Raw genomic sequence first — 18,857 nt, forward strand, 5'->3', positions numbered from 1 at the left:
CCGGCGACGGCAAACCCGACCTCACCGCCCGCGACAGCGACGGCACCCTCTGGACCTACCCCGGCACCGGCAACGGCCTCTTCGGCTGGCGCATCAACGTCGGCCCCGGCTGGAACGTCATGACCGCCATCAGCGCCGCCGGCGACCTCACCGGCGACGGCAAACCCGACCTCACCGCCCGCGACAGCGACGGCACCCTCTGGACCTACCCCGGCACCGGCAACGGCGTCTTCGGCTGGCGCATCAACGTGGGGCCCGGCTGGAACGTCATGACCGCCATCAGCTAGCCAGCGGGCTTGATGAACCGGCGCACACGGTGGCCCTTATTTGGGTGCGGAACGCGTCCCTGAGTCCGTGCCCGGCCCTCGTGTTGCAATGAAGTTCCAGTCGAAGGAACCGTCATGGCGCAGTGTCAGCCGAAGGAACCCGTGGGTGTCGCTGAACCGGTTCTCGATATACCGCGGACTGCTGGTGAAGGGGCGGAGTCCAATGCCGCCAGTGGAAACCTGGAACGCCGTCATCCCGTCATCGACGCATTCGTCCCTGTTGTTCACCGGGCATGACCGCTCGTAGTTGTGCTGTGACCCCGACAGTGTCAGGCGCACCCGGTGCTTCCACATCACGTCGATCCACGGCTTGTGGTCAGCAGCCCGGTTGTGCTCGGATGTGTTCGACGTGAAGTAGGGCTCGTGGTGCACCACCGCCAGGTGTTTCCCGGCCGCCTTCGCAGCGGCGAGATCCTTGTCCAGCCATCTTGTCATCGCCCGGGCCTGTGCCGGGTTGTACCGCCAGTGCGCTGAGGACAGGAACGCGAAGTGCCAGTTCCCAAAGTCCTTCGAGTACGCCTCCCCGTTCTCGATGCGCCCACGCTCCCCGTTGACCGCAGCCTTCTCCGGAGACCCCGGGCACTGGCCGTTCATGAAGTTGTCGAGGTCCTCATTGCGGCCGGGTTCCCAGTCATGGTTGGGGGCCGAAACCCAGTAAAGCTTGGGCATCGTGCCACTCCACAGGGTCGCCCAATAGTTCACGTAGTCGTCGCAATAGGCGGTGTCGTATTGGAAGTCACCCAGACCCAGGAACGCGTCGATCTGGTCGTCCTGCACGAGTCGGCTTATCGCAGCAGCGTTCCGGCCGGACGGGCTGTCAGGGTCAGTGTTCCCTGCGTCGTTCATGTCGCCGACGGCAGCGATCCGGACATCAGGTGCAGGGGGCGCAAACCCGTTGGGAGGCCCCGGGGGTTCCGGAGGGCCGGCGCAGCCCGCCGTGGACACCATCAGGACGGCCGCGGCAATCGCAGCCGCACTGCGAAAGGGTCTGCGACGACGGCGTGCTGACTGCATCCGATAACCCCCTTGGAGAGGCCGAGCCGGAGGTCAGCGTCCCCAGGAAGTCGCCGGGAACCGCCGGCAATGTTGATATTCCTAAGTGCTGGACCGGCTGTCAAGGGTGCGCACTGCCATGGAAAATCTCAGCGCACGGCGTTTGTAGCGGAGCAACGGCCAACCCGTTGACGGAAGGGTTATTCCAACGTTAGGTTTTACCACTGCCCCCGCCCAGGTGGAACACGTCGAATACAGCTACCCCAACGGTTCATCGTATGAGTACCGCGGCGCAACAAGCGTCATCGATGAGGGGTACTACACCACAAACACCCGGGACGCGCACGCACAGCTCGCAGTCGAGCTGCCAGCACGCGGGTCCGCACGAGTTCGAAAATGACCTGGACGGGCAGGTTTAGTGCAGCGGCTCTGCGGACTCCATGGCCGTGAGCCGGGAAGCGAGTCCGGTGAGCCCGGAGATGGTATCCGGCCGGGAGTAGAGATACCCCTGGGCGTGGGTGCATCCGAGGCGCCGCAGGTGATCGCGCTGGGCGGCAGTTTCGACGCCTTCGGCCGTGGTGGCCAGCCCGAGAGCGTGGGCCAGCCCGACGACGGCGCCGACGATGGCGGTGTCCTCGGCGTCGGTGCCAAGTCCGGCCACGAAGGACCTGTCGATCTTGACCACATCCACCGGGAACCGCTTCAGGTTGGTCAGCGAGGAATAGCCCGTGCCGAAGTCATCCAGCGCGATCCGGATGCCCATGGCCCGCAGCTGCCAGACGGTGGAGATGTTGCTGCTGTTGCTGTCCAGCAGGGCGGACTCAGTGATCTCAACGCACAGGGCGCCGGGCGGAAGCCCGGCATCGCGAAGGGCACGCGCCACGACGTTCACCATGCCGGGGCTGCTGAGTTCAACGGCGCTGACATTGACAGATACGTGCTGCGGAGCGCGTCCGGGATCTTTGCGCTGCCATGCCGCCACCTGGCGGCAGGCTTCGGGGATCATCCAGCGCCCCAAAGGAACGATCAGCCCGGTTGTTTCCGCCACGTCCAGGAACTCGGCCGGCGCGAGCAGGCCCCGGTCCGGATGGTCCCAGCGCACGAGCGCCTCCACGGAGGCAAGGCCTCCATCGGCCAGACCAATGACGGGCTGGAAAAGAACGCGCAGTTCGCCGTTTTCAATTCCCTGCCGCAGTTCCTTCTCGGTGCGCAGCCGGTTGTCACGGATGGCGCGCAGGTTCCTGTCGTAGAACACGTACCGGCCCCGGCCTGCTCCCTTGGCCCGGTACATGGCGATGTCGGCGTTTTGCAGCAGGTCGGCCGCGGTGCTGTCCCGGCCGGATAGCGCGATGCCGATGCTGGCGCTGGTCCGGAAGACGTCGCGGTCGATTTCGTACGGCCGCTCCAGCCCGTCCAGCAGGCGGCGGGCCGTGGCTTCAGCTGCGGCCCGGTCTTGGACGCCTTCGCAGAGCACCACGAATTCGTCTCCTGCCAGGCGGGCCACGGTATCGTCCCTGCGCCCCATGGAGCGCAGCCGCCGGCCTACTTCGATGAGGAGGAGATCGCCGGCGGCATGTCCCAACGTGTCGTTGACGGCCTTGAAGCCGTCCACGTCCACGAAGAACACGGCCACATGCGTGCTGCGGTCCTGGGTCCGCGAAAGGGCATGGCTGATCCTGTCCATCAGCAGCACCCGGTTGGGCAGGCCCGTCAGGCCGTCATGCATTGCCTGCCGGGTGAGCAGCTGTTCAGCTTCGCGGCGGCCCGTGATGTCCTCGAACTGGGCAACAAGGTACAGGGGCACGCCACGGTCATCGGCCACCACCGCGCTTGTCATCGACGTCCAGACGATGTCTCCGCCGGCGTGGAGGAAACGCCGGGAAGCGGTGTACTCAGTGACTTCTCCGCGCAGCATCTGTGCCAGCCGGTGCCGGGCCGCAGACCGGTCCTCCGGCACAATGAAATCCAGGACACTGCCGGACTCCACGTCCGAGGGCGTGCGCCCCAGGAGGGCGTAAAAGGCGGAGTTGGCCCGCAGCACCTTGCCTGCCTCTCCGGGGTCCAGGCTGAGGAGGGCGATGCCGATCGGGGCGTGCTCAAAGGCAAGCCGGAATCGTTTCTCACTGAGTTCAAGCTCTGCGGCGCCCTGCCGGCGCACAGCATTCAGCTCCGCTTCGGCCTCAAGTTCCGCCAGGCGCTGCCGCTCGATCAGGTCTTCGAAAATCGCCGGTCCCGCCAGCATGGATGCGTACGCCCGGCGCAGCGTCCAGTAGTAGACGCCCACTCCCGCCGTTGTCACCTCCCACAACGCGTCATGCCAGGAGATGCCCTCCCTGGAGGCGTGGCCCTCGAGGATGCCCAGCCCAAGGAAAGGCAGCAGCGGATGGACAGCGTGGAGGCCGTGCCCGACGGAGCAGGTAAAGAAGATTGCTGCCGTAGCAGTCCCCAGCCGGTTCCGGCGCACCTGCCCGGACCGGGCCAAGGGCACAATGATCGCCACCGAAATCGCCAGGTAAGAGACAGCCACCACCGTATTGGCCGCCGACGAGAGCCACCACCAGTCCACCCGCATCCCCCTGCGCCTAGACGGAACACGTGCGTATTCGGTTCCGTGGATCACTTGTTACTGGATGGGTGGCAGCTTTTCGTCAACCATGGCGCTCGGCAAGGGCGTGGTTGCACAGAATTAACGCCCTGCCCGCACAGGCAGCAGCACCGCGCTTGTCCAACACACGCGTCCGACGTTGCACTAGGCTGGAATCCCCCGTACCGACTCCGGATCCACCCCAGACAAGCGAGGCAGATCGTGCACCAGGACGCCGCCCGGTTCCTGTCCCAGCCGGTGGCCGCCCAGCCCGGCGCCCCCCTGCGCGTCGCGGTGTACTCACGGATCGCCGCAGCCATCCGCAACGGCCTGCTCACGCCCGGGTCCATGATCCCCACCGAAACCGAACTCGGCACGGACATGAAGGTCAGCCGCACCGTGGTCCGCGAGGCCCTCATGCTGCTCGAGGAGGACGGTCTCATCAGGGCGCGGCGCGGCGTCGGGCGTTTCGTCTCGGACACGCTCCCCCGCATCGGCATCGAGCGCATCCAGCCGTTCGAGGACGTCCTCGGCAGCCCCGGGCAGCAGGTGGAGGTCAAGCGCACCCAGGTGGTCCGGCAGGCCGCCTCAGAATTCGTCGCCCCCGGCATCGGCGTCGAGCCCGGCACCGACTGCTGGCTCTGGGAATCGGTCCTGATCCGCGACGGCGAGGCGATCGCCCACCTGCAGGAAAACGTCACCGCCCAGCCGGTCAGCGTCGGCAAGGGCGCCGCCGCGCCCCTTGAGATAGAGGACGACGGCGGCGCCACCTTGCTTGCCGCGCTCAACAACCAGCTGGGCCGGCTGGCCGGGCCGGGCGAGTGCCAGATAAGCCTCAGCCAGGTGGGACCCAGCCGGGCGAAGCTGCTGGACCTGCGCCCGTCGGACCCGGTGCTGGTCCTGACGCAGTACGTGCGGAACGGCAACCGGCCCTTCTATCTGGCCAAGTGCCTGGTCTCGGCCCGGGCCGGCCACCTGTCGGTGATGCAGCAGTTCCAGTCCTGACTGACGCGTCACTCAAGGCTGTGCCAGCATGCAGGCCCCCCTTATGGCCCGGCTACCAGACTTTCGCCAATGGCGTCCTCGCAACCGGGGACGTGCGTGCCGGCATGGACCTGGGAGAATCTGCTGACGACCTGGCCCGCGTTATCGAAACCGTAGTAATCGGCGGCGGCCTTGATTTCATCGACGATCGCAGGAACGGCGCCTGGGGGGCCGCCGCGCCCCTTGAGATAGAGGACGACGGCGGCGCCACCTTGCGTCAAGCCGTGATTAGCGGAACCTCCACCCAGGCCTCTTTTGCAGCGGATTCGACAATCGCGTCGTCAATGAGGGCTGTCTGGTAGCCGTCTGCGAAATTGGGGCTCACGCTTCCGCCTTCCGCAATGGCTTTGAAGAAATCGTAGGCTTCGATGATCTTCGTTTCCCCGTAGCCGATGCCAAGGGCCGGAATGGGCCAGAGACCCTCTCCGTAGGGATGGGCCGGGCCGGTGTAAACGGTGCGGAATCCGCGGCGGTCCCCTTGATCGGAGGCGAAGCAGACCTGGAGTTCATCGCGTCGTTCGTAGTTGAAGACGATGCTTCCTTCGGTTCCGTGGATTTCGAAGGTGATGTAGTTGTTCCGTCCATACGCATTGCGTGTCGCCTCAAGGGACCCCACGGCGCCGTTGGCGAAGCGGATCATCGTCATCACCTCATCGTCCACGTCAACTTCGCCGCGCGGGCCTTCGCCGCCCCGTACCGTTCCGAGTGCGTCGGCACCGCCCGCTTGGAGCGGCCGCTCAGGAATCCAGGTGGACAGGAGGGAATTGACGGCGCTGAACTCCCCCACAAGGTACCGGGCCATGTCAATGACGTGGGTGGCGATGTCACCAAGGGCGCCGGACCCCGCGATCGACTTCTGGAAACGCCAGGACAACGGGGAATTGGGGTCCGCACTCCAGTCCTGCAGGTAGGTACCCCGGAAGCTGAGGATGCGGCCGATGGAGCCTTCCTCAATGTATTTCTTGGCCAGCGCGACGGCGGGAGTGCGCCGGTAGTTGAAGGCGACCATGTGGACGATGTCGGTGTTCTTCACCGCGTCGTACATGGCTTTTGATTCTTCGCCTGTACGCGCCAGCGGCTTCTCGCAGATGATGTGCTTGCCTGCTTCGGCCGCGGCGATCGCAATTTCGGCGTGGAGGTGGTTTGGCGTGGCAATGTCTACGACGTGGATGTCCGGATCGTCGATGATGCTGCGCCAGTCCGAGGTGGAGTTCTCGAAGCCGAAGCGGCGGGCCGCTTCGGCAGCCAGTTCGGGGTTGGCCTCGGCGATGACCTTGCGGACCGGGAGGGCCGGAGCCGGCCAAAAGAACATGGGCATGGCGGCGTAAGCCAAGGAATGGGCTTTGCCCATGAAGCCGCCTCCGATGAGGCCGACATTAAGGTGCTGCATGTGAATCGTGTTCCTTTCGGAAAAGTCGGGAGTCGCCTGCGGTGGCTCTCCCTGGTGGTCAGGAGGGTCAGAGGAGTTTCTCGAGGTACTTCTTACTGATCTCGGCGGCTTCCCGGGGATCCCCGTCGTAGCCGTCGAGTTCGACCATGAGCCAGCTGTCATATCCGCTTTCCCGGATTGCTGCGAGGATGTCCGGGAAGTCGAGTTCCCCCTGGCCCAGGGGGAGGAACGAGAAGGGGTCTTGCCGGAGGTCCTTAAGGTGGACATGCCGGATTCTGTCGGGGTACTTCCGGATGACAGCTGCCGGATCTGCGCCGCCGGCCGCAAGGTGGGCGGTGTCGGGGCAGAAACCGATCCGCGTGAGCGGCATGAGCTTGTCCAGCTCGTCCGGGCTCTCCACGATGGTGGTCAGGTGCGGATGGTAGCTCGCCGAGAGCCCGAAGCCTTCGGCGATGTCCGTGACGCTGTCGAGGGCCTTGCCGAGCCGGCGGTAGTCCTCTTCGGTGGTTCCGGCAGCGCGGCGTGCTCCCCCTCCAACCACCAGGCGTTCTGCACCGAAGTTTGCGGCCAGCTCGGCAGCCCGGTGAATCCGGTGCAACTCGTCCGGAAGGATGTCGGCATAGATGAAGTTGGCGCCCGTGTACACACTTGCCAGGGATACCCCGGAACTGGCGAGGATTTCTTTGAGCTCCTCGGGCTTTTCCGCGTATTCCGCGAGGTTTCCGTCGAACATCTCAACGCCCTCGTAGCCGACGGATGCGATGTCCCGGACGGCGTCCTTCATAGATCCGTGAGTGAGGTAAAAGAGGTCCTTGACGCTTGTCACGCCTTGGGCGTGGCCCACGACGCCACCCCAGGTGATGGAACAGTAACCAAGTTTCATTGCTTCTGCCTTTCAGGAGCCGAAGAAGGATTGGGAGTCATGTGTGCTACTTCTTCCGGGCCATAGCGACGGCCAGGATGATGATTGCGCCGCGGACAACCTGCTGCTGGCTGCTGTCGAGCCCGGCGAGGATCAGTCCGTTGTTGATCAGGCCGATCAGCAGGGCGCCGAAGAGTGTGCCGATGATGGAGCCGAACCCGCCGAAGAGGCTGGTTCCACCCAGGATGACGGCAGCGATGGCAGAGAGTTCGTCTCCTGATCCCCACTGGAACCGTCCGGACTGGAGGCGGCCGGCGTAGAGCATGCCAGCGACGCTTGCCGCCACGGCCGAGATAAGGAGCACCTGGAACTTGATGCGCTTGGTGTTGATGCCGGTGAACTCTGCAGCGTTGCGGTTGCCTCCTGTAGCCAGGACCTGGCGGCCGAACCTGGTGCGGTTCAGCACGACGGCGCCGATGGCCACGAAGATGGCGCTCCAGACCACCAAGCCCGGAATTGGACCGAAGTTGCCGGATCCAAACAGCATGTTGAACGTGTCGTTCAGGATGGGCTGCGGCGCCGACGCGGTGATCCACTGGGCGACGCCGACCGCTATCCCCAGCATGCCGAGCGTCACCAGGAAGGACGGTATGCCGAGGAGGCTGACAAGCGCACCGTTGACCGATCCGACCACGAGCCCGACGGCGAGGCCCGCGAGGATGCCGGGAACCAGTCCCCACTGGGACAGTGCCATAGCGGTGCAGACACTGGAGAGGCCGGCCACAGATCCGACGCTCAGGTCGATCTCGGCGCATGCGATCACGTAGGTCATGCCCACGGCGATGACGGTGATAGTGGCGGTCTGCCGGAAGATGTTCAGCAGGTTGTTCGGCGACAGGAAGCCCTGGTCGCGCAGCAGAATGGCGAAGAAAAGGAAGACGACGACGAAGCCGATGTAGATGACGTAGCGCCGCCAGTCGAGTTCTTTCAGGACGGTGCCGAAATTGCGGGCCGCGGTGTCCCGGGGCGCGATGGTGTTTGCCTTGCTCACTGTTCAGACTCCCTGGACTGCAAGTTGGAGATACTCCTCGTCAGCGATCTCGCTGCGGGGAATGTCGCGGATGATGGAGCCGTCCTTGAGGACGAGGACGCGGTCGCTGACCGCGAGTAGTTCGGGGTACTCGGAGGAGATGACGATGACGGCTTTGCCGGCACTCGCCAGCTCACGGATCATGTCCAAAATTTCGCTTTTGGTGCCGATGTCCACGCCGGCCGTGGGCTCGTCCAGGATCAGGATGTCCGGATCGGTGCCCAGCCACTTGGCGATGACCACCTTCTGCTGGTTGCCACCCGAGAGGAGCCGGACCGGGCGGTTGGGGTGGGCCACCTTGACTGCGAACCTCTTGATCAGTGACGAGGACAATTCCTTGCCCTTGGCGCCGTCCAGGAGGGGCCCCCGCTGGATCTGTCCGAGCAGCGGCAGCAGCAGGTTGTCCTGGACGGAATGCTCCAGCACAAGGCCTTGTGCCCTGCGGTCCTCCGGAATGAGGGCGATCCCGGCATTGATGGCCTGCTGGGGCGTGGCAAGGGTGACCTTTTTGCCCCGCAGGAGGACTTCCCCGCTGTCCACCTTGTCAATGCCGAAGAGGGCACGGGCGAGCTCGGTGCGTCCGCTTCCCATCAGCCCTGCCAGTCCGAGGATCTCGCCGGGCCGGAGCGTAAAGGAAACGTCCCGCACCCGGTGCCCGGCATTAAGCCCCCGCACCTCAAGCAAGGGCGCGCCGTCGTGCACCGCATGGTCCCGCGCACGATAGGAAAGCTGGCCCTCGATCTTCTTGCCCACGATGCCTTCCACGATCTGTTCGGGAGTGACGTCGGTCAGCGGCGCGGTAAGGAGGTGGCGGCCGTCGCGGAGGATGGTGATCCGGTCAGCGAGCCTGTACACCTCGTCCATTCGGTGCGAGATGTAGATGATCGAGATGCCGCGCTGCTTGAGGCGGTCAATCAGTTCGAAGAGCGCTTCGGACTCGTGCCGGGCCAGGCTGGCAGTGGGTTCGTCCATGATCAGCACTTGGCGTTTTGGGCGAGGGCCTTGGCAATCTCGGTCAGCTGCCAGTAGGCAGTCCCGAGCCGGGAAACCTCCGCGCGGGGGTCGACGTCGACCTCCATCTCAGCGAAGACCTCCCTGGCCCGTTTCACCGCGGTGCGGTCGTCAATGAGCCCGCCCCTGCCGAGCGGTTCGGCAGCCAGGAAGATGTTCTGGGCAACGGTCAGGCTAGGTACGAGGCTGAATTCCTGGAAGACCATCCCGATCCCGGCAGCCTTCGCGTCCTGGATCGAGTTAATCGCGGCTGGCTCCCCGGCTATGAGGATCTCGCCTGCGTCTGCCTGGTACACGCCCTGAAGGATCTTCATGAGCGTGGACTTCCCGGCGCCGTTGCCGCCTGCGAGTGCGTGGACCTCACCCTTTCGGACGTCGAAGCCGACGTCCTTCAGCACGGAAACGCCGTTGAAGCCCTTGGAGATCGAGCGCATTTCGACGACATTGTCTGCGGTGTTCATTATTGCCCTTTCGGCGCGGCGCGGGGTGGAACCCCGCGCCGTCGGGTCTGGCTACTGCTTGTAGGAGTCCTGGATATCCTTCGGAGCGTCCTCGTGGTAGACCTGCTGCCAGGCTTCCAGGACGTTGGAGTGGTCAACCGGGAGGGCGCTCAGCGCCACATAGGCGGGCGCTTGCTTGCCGATGAGCGCACCTGCGGCCAGCCGGGCTTCCGTGACACCCTGGTCGAACGGAACCTGCGCTCCCAGGCCTACGACGAGTTCGTCCTTGGCCAAGGCGATGGCGACATTCTTGCCGAGGTCCTCCGTGGCGATCTTCAGGTCCGGACGGCCTGCGGCACGGGCTGCAGCCATGACACCCTCTGCCGGGACGTCCCACACCGCCCAGATGCCGGCGAGGTCAGGGTACTTGCTCAGCATGGCGTTCGCGGCAGCCTGGGCGTCCCCGGCGAAGTCCGGACCGGCGATGCCCTTTTCCTCGACGATCTGGATCTCCGGGTATTCCTTCGTGATCGTTTCCTTGAATCCGTCGTAGCGCTGCTTGGTCACGAAGAAGTCGGCCTGGTGGAAGACGAGCCCGATCTTGCCCTTGCCACCGAGCGCTTTGGCCATCTGGTGGGCGGAGACGACGCCGTTGCCGTAGTTGTCCGCGGAAACAACAGAGACGTAGTCCTTGCCGGCGGTCAGTCCCTGCGGGACGTTGTCCATGAAGACCAGCTTTGTACCGGCGTCGGCGGCTTTCTTGTACGCGGAGGCGGTGGCCACAGGGTCCGTGGGGATGGAAACGATGATGTCCGGGTCCTGGGTCATGACCGTTTCAATGTCCGAGACCTGCTTGTCCGGCTTGAAGTTCGCATCGGTTGTGGCGATGACCTTGATGCCGAGCTTTTCGAATTCGCTCTTGAGACCGTTGACCTGGGCCGTGGCCCAGTCATTGCCGCCATAGTGCATCACTATTGCCGCTTTGGCGTTGAGTCCCTTGACCTTCCCGATCTCCTCGGGAGTCAGATCCGCGACGGACGCGGGCGAGGGCGCCTCGCCGTTGGGGCCCTTGCTCAGGACCTGCCCCTTGATCTTGTCGAGGGCCTGCTGGGCCTTTTCGGACACGCCGGCGTCGGGGGCGTTTGATGTGGCCGTTGTTGAACCGCTGCAGGAAGCGACGGAAAGTGACAGGGCTGCGGCCAGGGCCACGATGGGAAGCCTGCGGATCATCATTGTTCTCCAGTGCTTTGAGTGGATGGATGGGGTGGATGCCTGGGGTGGATCAGGCGAGTGCTACGGCCAGGGCAGGGGGAACCGGGGAGAGGACGAGCCCGCCGGCGGCCGAGGCCGTGCGAAGGGCGGCGGCCTTGTCTGAAGCTTTCAGGAGCGCCTTTGCATGCTCTTTGTCGACGAAGAGACCCAGGGAACAAGGCCCGTGATGGGCCTCGACCCACCGCACCGCCTCGCCCGCGGCTTTTGCCATTTCCCCGCCGTTTTCGGCCAGCGGACCGTCAATGGTGGACACCGACGCGGGCGTACCCGAGTTGTCGACGGAGACCACCAGGCTGGCCCAGAGGAGGTTGCCATCGAAGATTCCGACGACGGCCGAGGAACCGGCGGAGACGAAGGTGCGGACAGCGGCTGCGAGATCGTTAGGCGCTGTATCCCCCAGGAGCACTTCCAAATTTGCCCACTGGGCGGGGTCGACATTTCGAAGCCCAGTGCGGGGATCGAGCGCGAGTGCGTGGACGATGCTGTCAGCCATCCCGCTCCTTCCTCATTGAATGTGCCATCTCCGTAAGCGTTTACGAACTCACCGTGAACGTTTACGGAATCATCGTAAACGTTTACGGAGAGGGGTGTCAACCATCACATGCAGAAAGGTGCCGGCCTGCGGAGAGTCGGGACGGACATAAGATTGAAAACGCACGGAACCCATTGGTTCGGTCCGGGAGGTGCAAGACAGGAGAGAACGTGGCAGGCACGGCGGTTCCCCGCGAGGCGAACGAGAAGCTACCGGATGCCCCCCTGCGCCGGAAGCCCACAATCAACGATGTGGCCCAGGCCGCCGGAGTCTCTTTCGGAACAGTCTCGCGGGTACTCAATGACGCGCCGGACGTGAGCGCGGCTACGCGCCAGCGGGTTCTGCAGGTCATCAAGGACATCGGGTACCGCCGGAACCGGGCAGCCACCGCGCTGGTCACCAGCCGGTCCACTTCCATCGGCATCCTCTCGGACGGCTCTCCGCGGTTCGGCCCGGTGGGGACGCTCATGGCCCTTGAGAACGTCGCCCGCAAGAAGGGCTACGCCACAACCGTCATCAGTGTCGAACAACCCGACGAAGAGTCCGTGCAGGCAGCCCTGGACACGCTGGACGATACCGGCGTGGGGGGAATCATTGTCATTGCGCCTCTGGTGGAGATGGCAGCGGCCGTCTGGAATGCGTCGTTCCGGGTGCCGGTGGAGATGATCGCTGCCGGAGCATCATCAACGCCGAACGTCTTCACCTATTCGGAAAACCAGGAACTCGGGGCGCGGCTGGCCACCCAGCACCTTATCGACCTGGGCCACACGGATATCGCCCACCTCGCCGGCTCCATGGACTGGTTCGACGGACGGGTGCGCAAGCGCGGCTGGGAGGCGGCGCTCCGTGACGCCGGGCTCAAGCCCGGGCTGTGCCTGGAGGGTGACTGGAGCCCCCGGTGGGCCTACGAGACCGGGCTCCGGCTCGTCCGGGAAGACAAGGTCCCCCAGGCCATCTTCGCCGCCAGCGACCACACCGCCCTGGGGGTCATACGTGCCTTCGCCGAAAACGGCGTCCGCGTCCCGGAAGATGTCAGCATCGTAGGCTTCGACGATATTGAAGGATCGGACTACTTCCTGCCGCCCCTGACCACCGTGCGCCAGGACTTCAACGCCCTGGCGCTTATGAGCATGGAAGTGCTTCTTGGTGCGATGGAAGGACGGGACGTGGACCGTACGCCAATCGCACCGACCCTTGTTGTGCGTAACAGCTCCATCCGCGCTGCCTCCCACAGCCGAAATGTGCCGCATCAGCCTTAGTCGCCACGTATGGCGGTGCCAAGGATGTGGAAGGAGACCGGCGTGCGGGCCTCGGGAAACAGGTACCGGTCCAGGCTCTGGATGGTAAACCCGGCGCGTTCAATGGCCGCAGCGGTGTCGCGGCCCGTGTGGCATCCCCCCGCCACACGGGGCCAGAGGGTGGCATCGAGCACGCGTTGAACCCGGACGAGACCGGGCGTGTCCGCCCGGACATGTTCGAGGAAACGCAACCGACCGCCCGGTTTGAGTACGCGGCGGATTTCCCGCAGCGCCGCCGTCTGGTCGGCCACCGAGCACAATACGAGCGACACAACCACCGCATCGGCGCTGCCGTCAGTGCAGGGAAGCCTCTCCGCGAGACCATCAACAACCTCGACCGGTACCGGAGCGTGGCTTGCCGCTTCGCGGGCGAGGCTCCGCAGGTGCGGTTCCGGCTCCACGGCCAGGACACGGGTGACGGCGGGCGGGTAGTGCGGAAAGTTAAGCCCGTCGCCGGCGCCTACCTCGACCACCTCGCCGGAGAGGACGCTGAGCAACTCCTGGCGTCGCTGGTCCATGCCGCCGCGCTCCATCGCCTTACCCACCACCGGGTAGAGCCGTGCGAAGACCGGGTGATGGACTGCCATATTGGTCACCCCTGTAGGCCTCGCCGGCCGACCCCCCTAAACTCCGGACGATGTGCCGCCGACGGCCTTGTAGGCGTTCACGCGGCCATGCAACCAGTAGGTACCCGTGCCGGCGATCGGATCAGCAGTCGATTCGATAATGCCGCGGACTGATACATTGTCGGCGCTGGCATACTTGCCCCGCACCAGCCCGGCCACACCGGCCACGACGGGTGAGGCCATCGACGTGCCACTGGCTATGTCGTAGCCATGGGCGCGGCCGTTCTGGGTAGCGAGTTGGAAATCCCCGTTGGGGAAGGTCGAGTAAACACTGACACCGGGCGCAGCGACGTCCACCCACTTGCCATAGGTGGAGAAGGATGCCTTGGCGTCCTTGTTGTCCGTCGCCGCGACGGCGATCACGTTTGGATAGGCACCCGGGTAGATCTTGGACTGGGTACCGCCGTTGCCGGCCGCCGCGACGATCACCGCACCCGCCCTCCAGGCGTCATTGACCGCAGCTTCGAGGGTCCGTGATGAAACGCGCTGGCCCAGGCTCATGTTGATGACTCGGGCTTTTTGGCTGACGGCCCAGGCGATTCCGTTGGCGATGCTTGAGGTGGAACCGGAGCCGCTGTCGTTCAGGACCTTGCCGTCCAGGATCCTGCAGCCAGGGCACACCCCCGTGACACCAACCGCGTCCTTGGTGGCAGCGATAATGCCCGCCACGTGGGTGCCGTGGCCGTATTTGTCTTCTCCGGTTGCCGCGGTACTGAAGTTTTTACGCGCATCCACCTTGACTGCAATGTCCGGGTTGTCACTGGCCACGCCCGTATCGAGCACAGCCACCGTGATGCCGGCACCGATCGTTTCGCCCCCGCCCCACGCTTCGACCGCGTCCACGTCGGCGTCGGGTTTCCCCGCGGCTACGAATGTGGTTTCACGCGTATTCCAAAAGCCCTGGCCCGTGTTCTGCAAAGCGTACTGGCGGGGGACGTAGTCGACGTTGGAGTTATCAGTGGCAACAGTGGCCAGCTGGTCGGCCTCGGCATACTCGACGGCCCGGTTCCGGCTGAGTGCTGCGATGAGCTGCAGTTCCTTGCCGGCCGGTACCTTGATGAGGCGGGCCCCGGTGCTGCCAACCCCGGGACCGCCGCTGAGGCCGTGCTGGTGCAGGACGCCGGCCGCCGCAGCGTTGTCCCTGAATTTAACGAGGATCTGCCCCGTGACGTGCGTCGGCTGGCCGGCTGCGTTGCCCGGGACCGCGAAGGTGAGAGCGCCAAACCCCATCATGAGCGCCGCGAATCCCGCGACAACAGTCTTTTTCATGTGCCTATCTTGCGGCAAGCATTGCTGGCTGGATAGATACCGGCCAATAAGTCTCCGGACAGCCCAGGCGTCCTACCCGGCGGAGGCGAGTGCCGCCGTCGTGCGTTCAGCACCTGCGCCGAAAGGGAAGGCGAGCAGCGTCTCCACCAGGTGCGGCGCGAAGTCCTCCTCCAGCGAGAGGACCACACGGCACCGCGCGTCCGTCACCGGCGGGTAGCCCGCGTACAGCCCGCGCAGGTCGCAGACGGTCTGCCCGCGGGACGGCCCGTCGGAGGTGTCGACGGCGGCCCGCACCACGGGTGCCAGGGCAGGCTTGACAGCCCCGACGGCGAGCGCCGCCGCCAGAGGATCGTGCATCGCGGAGCAGGGCCGGCCGTAGATGCCCTCGTAGAACCGGAAGTAGTAGCCCAGCATCTCCCCCAGCGCCCGCGGCACCGGAGCGGAGGACGCCAGCAGCGCCTGCCGGTGCGGCTCCTCCAGCACCGAGGCCATGGTCACGTCCAGCGGCACCAGGGTCACGTCCCAGTCCACGGCCAGCACCAAAGCCGCGGCCTCGGGGTCGTGCCAGATGTTCGCCTCGGCCACGGGCGTGATGTTCCCCGGCGCCAGCGCGGCCCCGCCCATCACCGTCACGGACTCCACCAGGGACGGCAGCGCAGGTTCCAGCCGCAGCGCCTCGGCGATGTTGGTCAGCGGGCCGATCGCCAGCACGCGCAGCGTGCCCGGATGGGAACGCGCCAGCCGGACCAGCATCTCCGCCGCGGACTCCGCGGCCAGCGGGGCACCGGAAGGCGCCAGGGAAACCTCCCCGATCCCGTTCTCCCCGTGCACCCACGGCGCACCTCCGGCGAACGAGCCAACCAGCGGATCATGGGCGCCCAGAGCCACGGGGATGTGCGCGGCGCCGGCGAGCGCCAGCAGGTCAAGGGTGTTGCGGGCGCCGGCGGCGGCACTGACGTTGCCGCTGACGGACCCGATGCCCACAACCTCGGCCGCGGGGGCGGCGAGGAGGTAGGCCAGGGCGAGGGCGTCGTCGATGCCGGTGTCGCAGTCCAGGTAAATAGGGGCAGTCACAATAGATTCCTTCGAATGGGATAAGGGGTCAGACGGTCTCGCCCTTGGGGGCGGCGACGAAGAGGCTGGTGATGAACGCGGCGGCGGTGATGCCCACCGAGATCCAGAGGGCAGTGGCGTACCCGGCGGCCGTGGCCTGGGCGGCGAACGGCGCCACGAGGACGACGCCGAGGCTCGCCCCGATGCCGAACGAGGCGCCGTTGATGCCGGGCAGCGCAGCCGGGGCCTCCTTGGGTGAGAGCAGCACCGAGAGCCCGTTGATGGCGGTGAGGAAGAAGCCGTTGTAGAAGATGCCCAGGGCCGCGACGGCGACCAGCACAGCCACCTGGCTGTCCGAAAACGCGGCGGCAGCGACGGCGCAGGCGAGGCTCAGCCCCGTGCCAAACCGGAGGGTCCGGATCCAGCCGCGGCGGTCGGCCAGCCAGCCGGCCAGCGGCGCGGCGAACACGCCGATCAGCGCGGCCGGGGTGAGGAACAGCAAAGCCGAAATGGAGGCACTGAGCCCGAAGCCGCCGTCGGGATCCTGGCTCAGCAGCACCACGGTGAAGTTGATGATGGCGAAGATGCCGGCCAGGGTGAGGACGGTGGTGGCGATGACCGGCCACACCTGGCGGGAGCGCAGGTGGTGGACGGCGATCAGCGGGTGGCTGCGGCGCTTCTCGATCATCCAGAAGGCGGCGAAGGACGCCACGGTGCCTGCCAGCAGGGCCAGCGTGCCCGGCGCGGTCCAGCCCGCGGCGGATCCGCCGGAGACGAAGTAGGTGGTGAACACCAGGAACAGCGAGAGGGACCCGGCGCCCCACCAGTCCATGGCGCCGCGCACGCCCTGCGGCCGGCCGGCCGGGACAATCCGGATGATGCAGCCGGCGGCGACGGCGGTGAGGACCAGGACGACGACGAAAATGGACCGGAAGCCGAGGGTCTCGGCCATGAGCCCGCCCACGTAGCCGTCCACGCCTCCCACTCCCCCATTGATGGCGGCGATGATGCCCACGGAGGTGCCGAAGAGTTTCGCATGCAGGTTTTCGCTGAGCACGATGTAGGCGAGGGCGAAGACCGCGCTGGAGACGCCCTGCAGGAACCGGCCGGTGACCAGCAGCGGCAGCGTGGGGGCGGTGATGCAAAGGACGGTGCCGGCGCCCATGATCCCCAGTACCAGGAGCAGGGCGGCGCGGCGGCCGATGAAGTCGCTCCAGCGGCCGATGACGGGCCCGGCGATGGCGCCGGCCAGGAAGAACATGGACTGGACGGGGGCGGCGCTGTCCGCGCCCTGGCCGAACTCGGCGGCGATCTGCGGCAGCGCCGGGGTGACCATGCTGGCGTTGAGCTGGAAGGACAGCACGCCCAGCAGCAGGGTGGAGATCAGCAGGGCGGCGCGGCGGCCGGCGGCTTTCGGCGGGTCCGCGGGAGGTACGACGGCGGCGCCGACTTGGGCGGGAGGCGCGGCTGCCGCGGGGGTTGGGGTGTTCACATCAAACTCCTTTGTTCGAGCAGAAGGGATCGTCTTTCATGGCGATTCGAGTTGTTATACAACCATGTATGACTCACAAGTACAACCATGCGCTACACTTTTTCGAAACCCCCCGCCGCTTCCGGCCCTCCCTCTGAGAGAGTTTTCCCATGAACACAACACGACCTGCCGTCACCGTGGTCGGCAGCATCAACCTGGACCTGATCGCCACCGCCGAACGGCTTCCCACCGCGGGCGAGACCATCGGCGGCGCCGTGCTCTCCGAGCAGCCCGGCGGCAAGGGCGCCAACCAGGCCGCGGCAGCGGCGCGGCTAGGCGGCAGCGCGCGCATGGTGGGCGCCGTGGGCAGTGACGCCCAGGGGCAGCGGATGCTGGACGCCCTGGCGGGTGCCGGCGTCGACACCGCGGACGTGTCGGTCCTTCCGGGGGCCACGGGGACGGCACTGATTGTGGTGGACCGCGACGGCGAGAACCAGATCGTGGTGTGCCCGGGCGCCAACTCGCACCTGTCGCTGGACGGGGTGGAGTTCGGCCCGGAGGAGACGGTGCTGTGCCAGCTGGAGGTGGGCCTGCCGGTGGTGCTGGAGGCCGCCCGGAAGACGCCCGGGTATTTTGTGCTGAACGCCGCTCCGGCCATGGACCTGCCGGCGGAACTTCTGGAGCGCTGCGACCTTGTGATCGTCAACGAGAGCGAATACACCCTGATCCCCGCCCTCGCCTCTGCCAAGCTGGTGGCGGTGACCTACGGCGGGGACGGCTCGGCGATGTTCCAGCACGGCCGGAAGGTGGCCGAGGCTCCTTCCGTTGCGGTCACGGTGGCGAACACCGTGGGTGCAGGCGATGCGTTCTGCGCCGCCCTGGTCCTGGCGCTGCGCCAGGGGCTGGACCATGCGCGGGCGCTGGCGGTGGCGAACGCGGTGGGCGGCGACGCCGTGGGCGATCCGTCGTCCCAGCCGGATTTGGCACGGCTGGGCCACTACGTGGAGCGGACTGCCGCAACCGGCGGCACGCGGTGAGCGTCGCACTCCGGCGGGCGGCGCCGTCGGACTTTCCGGAGGTCCGGCGGATCACGCGCGATGCCTACCTCCGGGCCGGGCATTTCGCCGCCGACCACCCGTACATGGGTGTGCTGGAGGATGTGGAGCACCGCGCCCAGCATGCGCAGGTTTGGATGGCGGAGGCTGCGGGCCGGGTGGTGGCGGCGGTGACGCTGACGTTCGCCGGCCAGCCGTACAGCGAAATCGCCGCCGACGGGGAGTTGGAGTTCCGGATGCTGGCGGTGGACCCGGCGTGCCAGGGCGGCGGCGTGGGCCGCGCCGTGGTCCGCGGGATCGTGGAGCACGCCCGGCAGTTGCCCGGCATCGGGGCGATCAGCATCACGAGCGCCACGTTTATGGAACGCGCGCACGCTCTCTACGAGTCGCTGGGCTTCCGGCGGGCGCCCGAGCGGGACTGGTACGTGCCGGGCGAGGACGTGCTGCTGTGGGTGTTCACGCTTCAGCTCGGGGAGGCCACGGTCCCTCTTCGGGAGATCCAGCCCTCCCGTTAACTGAGGTCGGGACCGCGGTGGGCAAT

The 18,857-nt window shown here is 66.1% G+C and carries 19 protein-coding genes; 5 read left to right on the forward strand and 14 right to left on the reverse strand.

Going from position 1 to position 18,857, the window contains the following annotated elements:
• On the forward strand, positions 1 to 287 hold a 287-nt coding region (locus PV768_RS01235; RefSeq protein ID WP_421092019.1), incomplete at its 5' end, for an FG-GAP repeat domain-containing protein.
• Between the two features lie 36 nt (positions 288 to 323).
• Here the strand turns inward: PV768_RS01235 and PV768_RS01240 are convergent.
• Positions 324 to 1,340, reverse strand: a complete 1,017-nt coding sequence (locus PV768_RS01240; protein ID WP_421092020.1) for a hypothetical protein — start codon at positions 1,338 to 1,340, stop codon at positions 324 to 326.
• Positions 1,341 to 1,734: 394 nt separating this feature from the next.
• Positions 1,735 to 3,891, reverse strand: coding sequence for a putative bifunctional diguanylate cyclase/phosphodiesterase (locus PV768_RS01245; RefSeq protein ID WP_421092021.1), 2,157 nt, complete (start codon positions 3,889 to 3,891; stop codon positions 1,735 to 1,737).
• A gap of 234 nt (positions 3,892 to 4,125) precedes the next feature.
• Between PV768_RS01245 and PV768_RS01250 the strand changes: the two genes are divergently transcribed.
• Positions 4,126 to 4,908 (forward strand): GntR family transcriptional regulator, encoded by a 783-nt coding sequence (locus tag PV768_RS01250; RefSeq protein WP_104997112.1) that lies wholly within the window; start codon positions 4,126 to 4,128, stop codon positions 4,906 to 4,908.
• Positions 4,909 to 4,949: 41 nt separating this feature from the next.
• Here PV768_RS01250 and PV768_RS01255 read toward each other — a convergent pair whose 3' ends face one another.
• The 8 genes from PV768_RS01255 to PV768_RS01290 all read right to left on the reverse strand — a co-directional run bounded on the left by PV768_RS01255 (position 4,950) and on the right by PV768_RS01290 (position 11,505).
• Positions 4,950 to 5,168 carry a hypothetical protein gene (locus PV768_RS01255; RefSeq protein WP_421092022.1) on the reverse strand — a complete coding sequence of 73 codons (219 nt, stop codon included), beginning with the start codon at positions 5,166 to 5,168 and terminating at the stop codon, positions 4,950 to 4,952.
• The gene (locus PV768_RS01260) at positions 5,165 to 6,337 is read right to left on the reverse strand and encodes a Gfo/Idh/MocA family protein (RefSeq protein WP_157238828.1); all 1,173 of its coding nucleotides are present in this window, start codon (positions 6,335 to 6,337) and stop codon (positions 5,165 to 5,167) included. Before PV768_RS01260 ends, PV768_RS01255 begins: the two co-directional genes overlap by 4 nt.
• Positions 6,338 to 6,404: 67 nt before the next feature.
• A complete protein-coding gene (locus PV768_RS01265) occupies positions 6,405 to 7,220 on the reverse strand; it encodes a sugar phosphate isomerase/epimerase family protein (protein ID WP_421092023.1) in 816 nt (271 codons plus the stop codon).
• 46 nt (positions 7,221 to 7,266) lie between these two features.
• A complete protein-coding gene (locus tag PV768_RS01270; protein WP_421092024.1) occupies positions 7,267 to 8,250 on the reverse strand; it encodes an ABC transporter permease in 984 nt (327 codons plus the stop codon).
• Between the two features lie 3 nt (positions 8,251 to 8,253).
• Positions 8,254 to 9,261 carry a sugar ABC transporter ATP-binding protein gene (locus PV768_RS01275; RefSeq protein ID WP_421092025.1) on the reverse strand — a complete coding sequence of 336 codons (1,008 nt, stop codon included), beginning with the start codon at positions 9,259 to 9,261 and terminating at the stop codon, positions 8,254 to 8,256.
• 2 nt (positions 9,262 to 9,263) lie between these two features.
• The gene (locus PV768_RS01280; protein ID WP_421092026.1) at positions 9,264 to 9,761 is read right to left on the reverse strand and encodes an ATP-binding cassette domain-containing protein; all 498 of its coding nucleotides are present in this window, start codon (positions 9,759 to 9,761) and stop codon (positions 9,264 to 9,266) included.
• Between the two features lie 51 nt (positions 9,762 to 9,812).
• A complete protein-coding gene (locus PV768_RS01285; protein WP_321215625.1) occupies positions 9,813 to 10,973 on the reverse strand; it encodes a substrate-binding domain-containing protein in 1,161 nt (386 codons plus the stop codon).
• A 49-nt stretch (positions 10,974 to 11,022) separates the two neighbouring features.
• Positions 11,023 to 11,505 carry a hypothetical protein gene (locus PV768_RS01290; RefSeq protein WP_421092027.1) on the reverse strand — a complete coding sequence of 161 codons (483 nt, stop codon included), beginning with the start codon at positions 11,503 to 11,505 and terminating at the stop codon, positions 11,023 to 11,025.
• 209 nt (positions 11,506 to 11,714) lie between these two features.
• On the opposite strand from PV768_RS01290, the gene PV768_RS01295 reads away from it, so the two are divergent.
• Positions 11,715 to 12,803: a LacI family DNA-binding transcriptional regulator gene (locus PV768_RS01295; protein ID WP_421092028.1), complete on the forward strand. Its 1,089-nt coding sequence runs from the start codon at positions 11,715 to 11,717 to the stop codon at positions 12,801 to 12,803.
• Here PV768_RS01295 and PV768_RS01300 read toward each other — a convergent pair.
• The 4 genes from PV768_RS01300 to PV768_RS01315 all read right to left on the reverse strand — a co-directional run bounded on the left by PV768_RS01300 (position 12,800) and on the right by PV768_RS01315 (position 17,282).
• Positions 12,800 to 13,429 carry a methyltransferase domain-containing protein gene (locus PV768_RS01300; RefSeq protein WP_421092029.1) on the reverse strand — a complete coding sequence of 210 codons (630 nt, stop codon included), beginning with the start codon at positions 13,427 to 13,429 and terminating at the stop codon, positions 12,800 to 12,802. The two genes, PV768_RS01295 and PV768_RS01300, sit on opposite strands and share 4 nt — an antisense overlap.
• Positions 13,430 to 13,465: 36 nt before the next feature.
• A complete protein-coding gene (locus PV768_RS01305; RefSeq protein WP_421092030.1) occupies positions 13,466 to 14,737 on the reverse strand; it encodes a S8 family serine peptidase in 1,272 nt (423 codons plus the stop codon).
• 72 nt (positions 14,738 to 14,809) lie between these two features.
• Entirely contained in the window at positions 14,810 to 15,811 is a 1,002-nt protein-coding gene (locus PV768_RS01310; RefSeq protein ID WP_421092031.1) for a nucleoside hydrolase, read from the reverse strand.
• A gap of 28 nt (positions 15,812 to 15,839) precedes the next feature.
• Positions 15,840 to 17,282, reverse strand: coding sequence for an MFS transporter (locus PV768_RS01315; RefSeq protein WP_421092032.1), 1,443 nt, complete (start codon positions 17,280 to 17,282; stop codon positions 15,840 to 15,842).
• A 149-nt stretch (positions 17,283 to 17,431) separates the two neighbouring features.
• Between PV768_RS01315 and PV768_RS01320 the strand changes: the two genes are divergently transcribed.
• Positions 17,432 to 18,298: a ribokinase gene (locus tag PV768_RS01320; RefSeq protein WP_421092033.1), complete on the forward strand. Its 867-nt coding sequence runs from the start codon at positions 17,432 to 17,434 to the stop codon at positions 18,296 to 18,298.
• Complete coding sequence (locus tag PV768_RS01325) at positions 18,295 to 18,831, forward strand: GNAT family N-acetyltransferase (RefSeq protein WP_421092034.1); 537 nt, start codon at positions 18,295 to 18,297, stop codon at positions 18,829 to 18,831. The genes PV768_RS01320 and PV768_RS01325 overlap by 4 nt, the downstream gene beginning before the upstream one ends.
• Positions 18,832 to 18,857 lie beyond the last annotated feature (26 nt).

It is taken from the genome of Pseudarthrobacter sp. CC4 (genome assembly GCF_048957775.1).
In the GTDB taxonomy this organism is placed as follows: Bacteria; Actinomycetota; Actinomycetes; order Actinomycetales; family Micrococcaceae; genus Arthrobacter.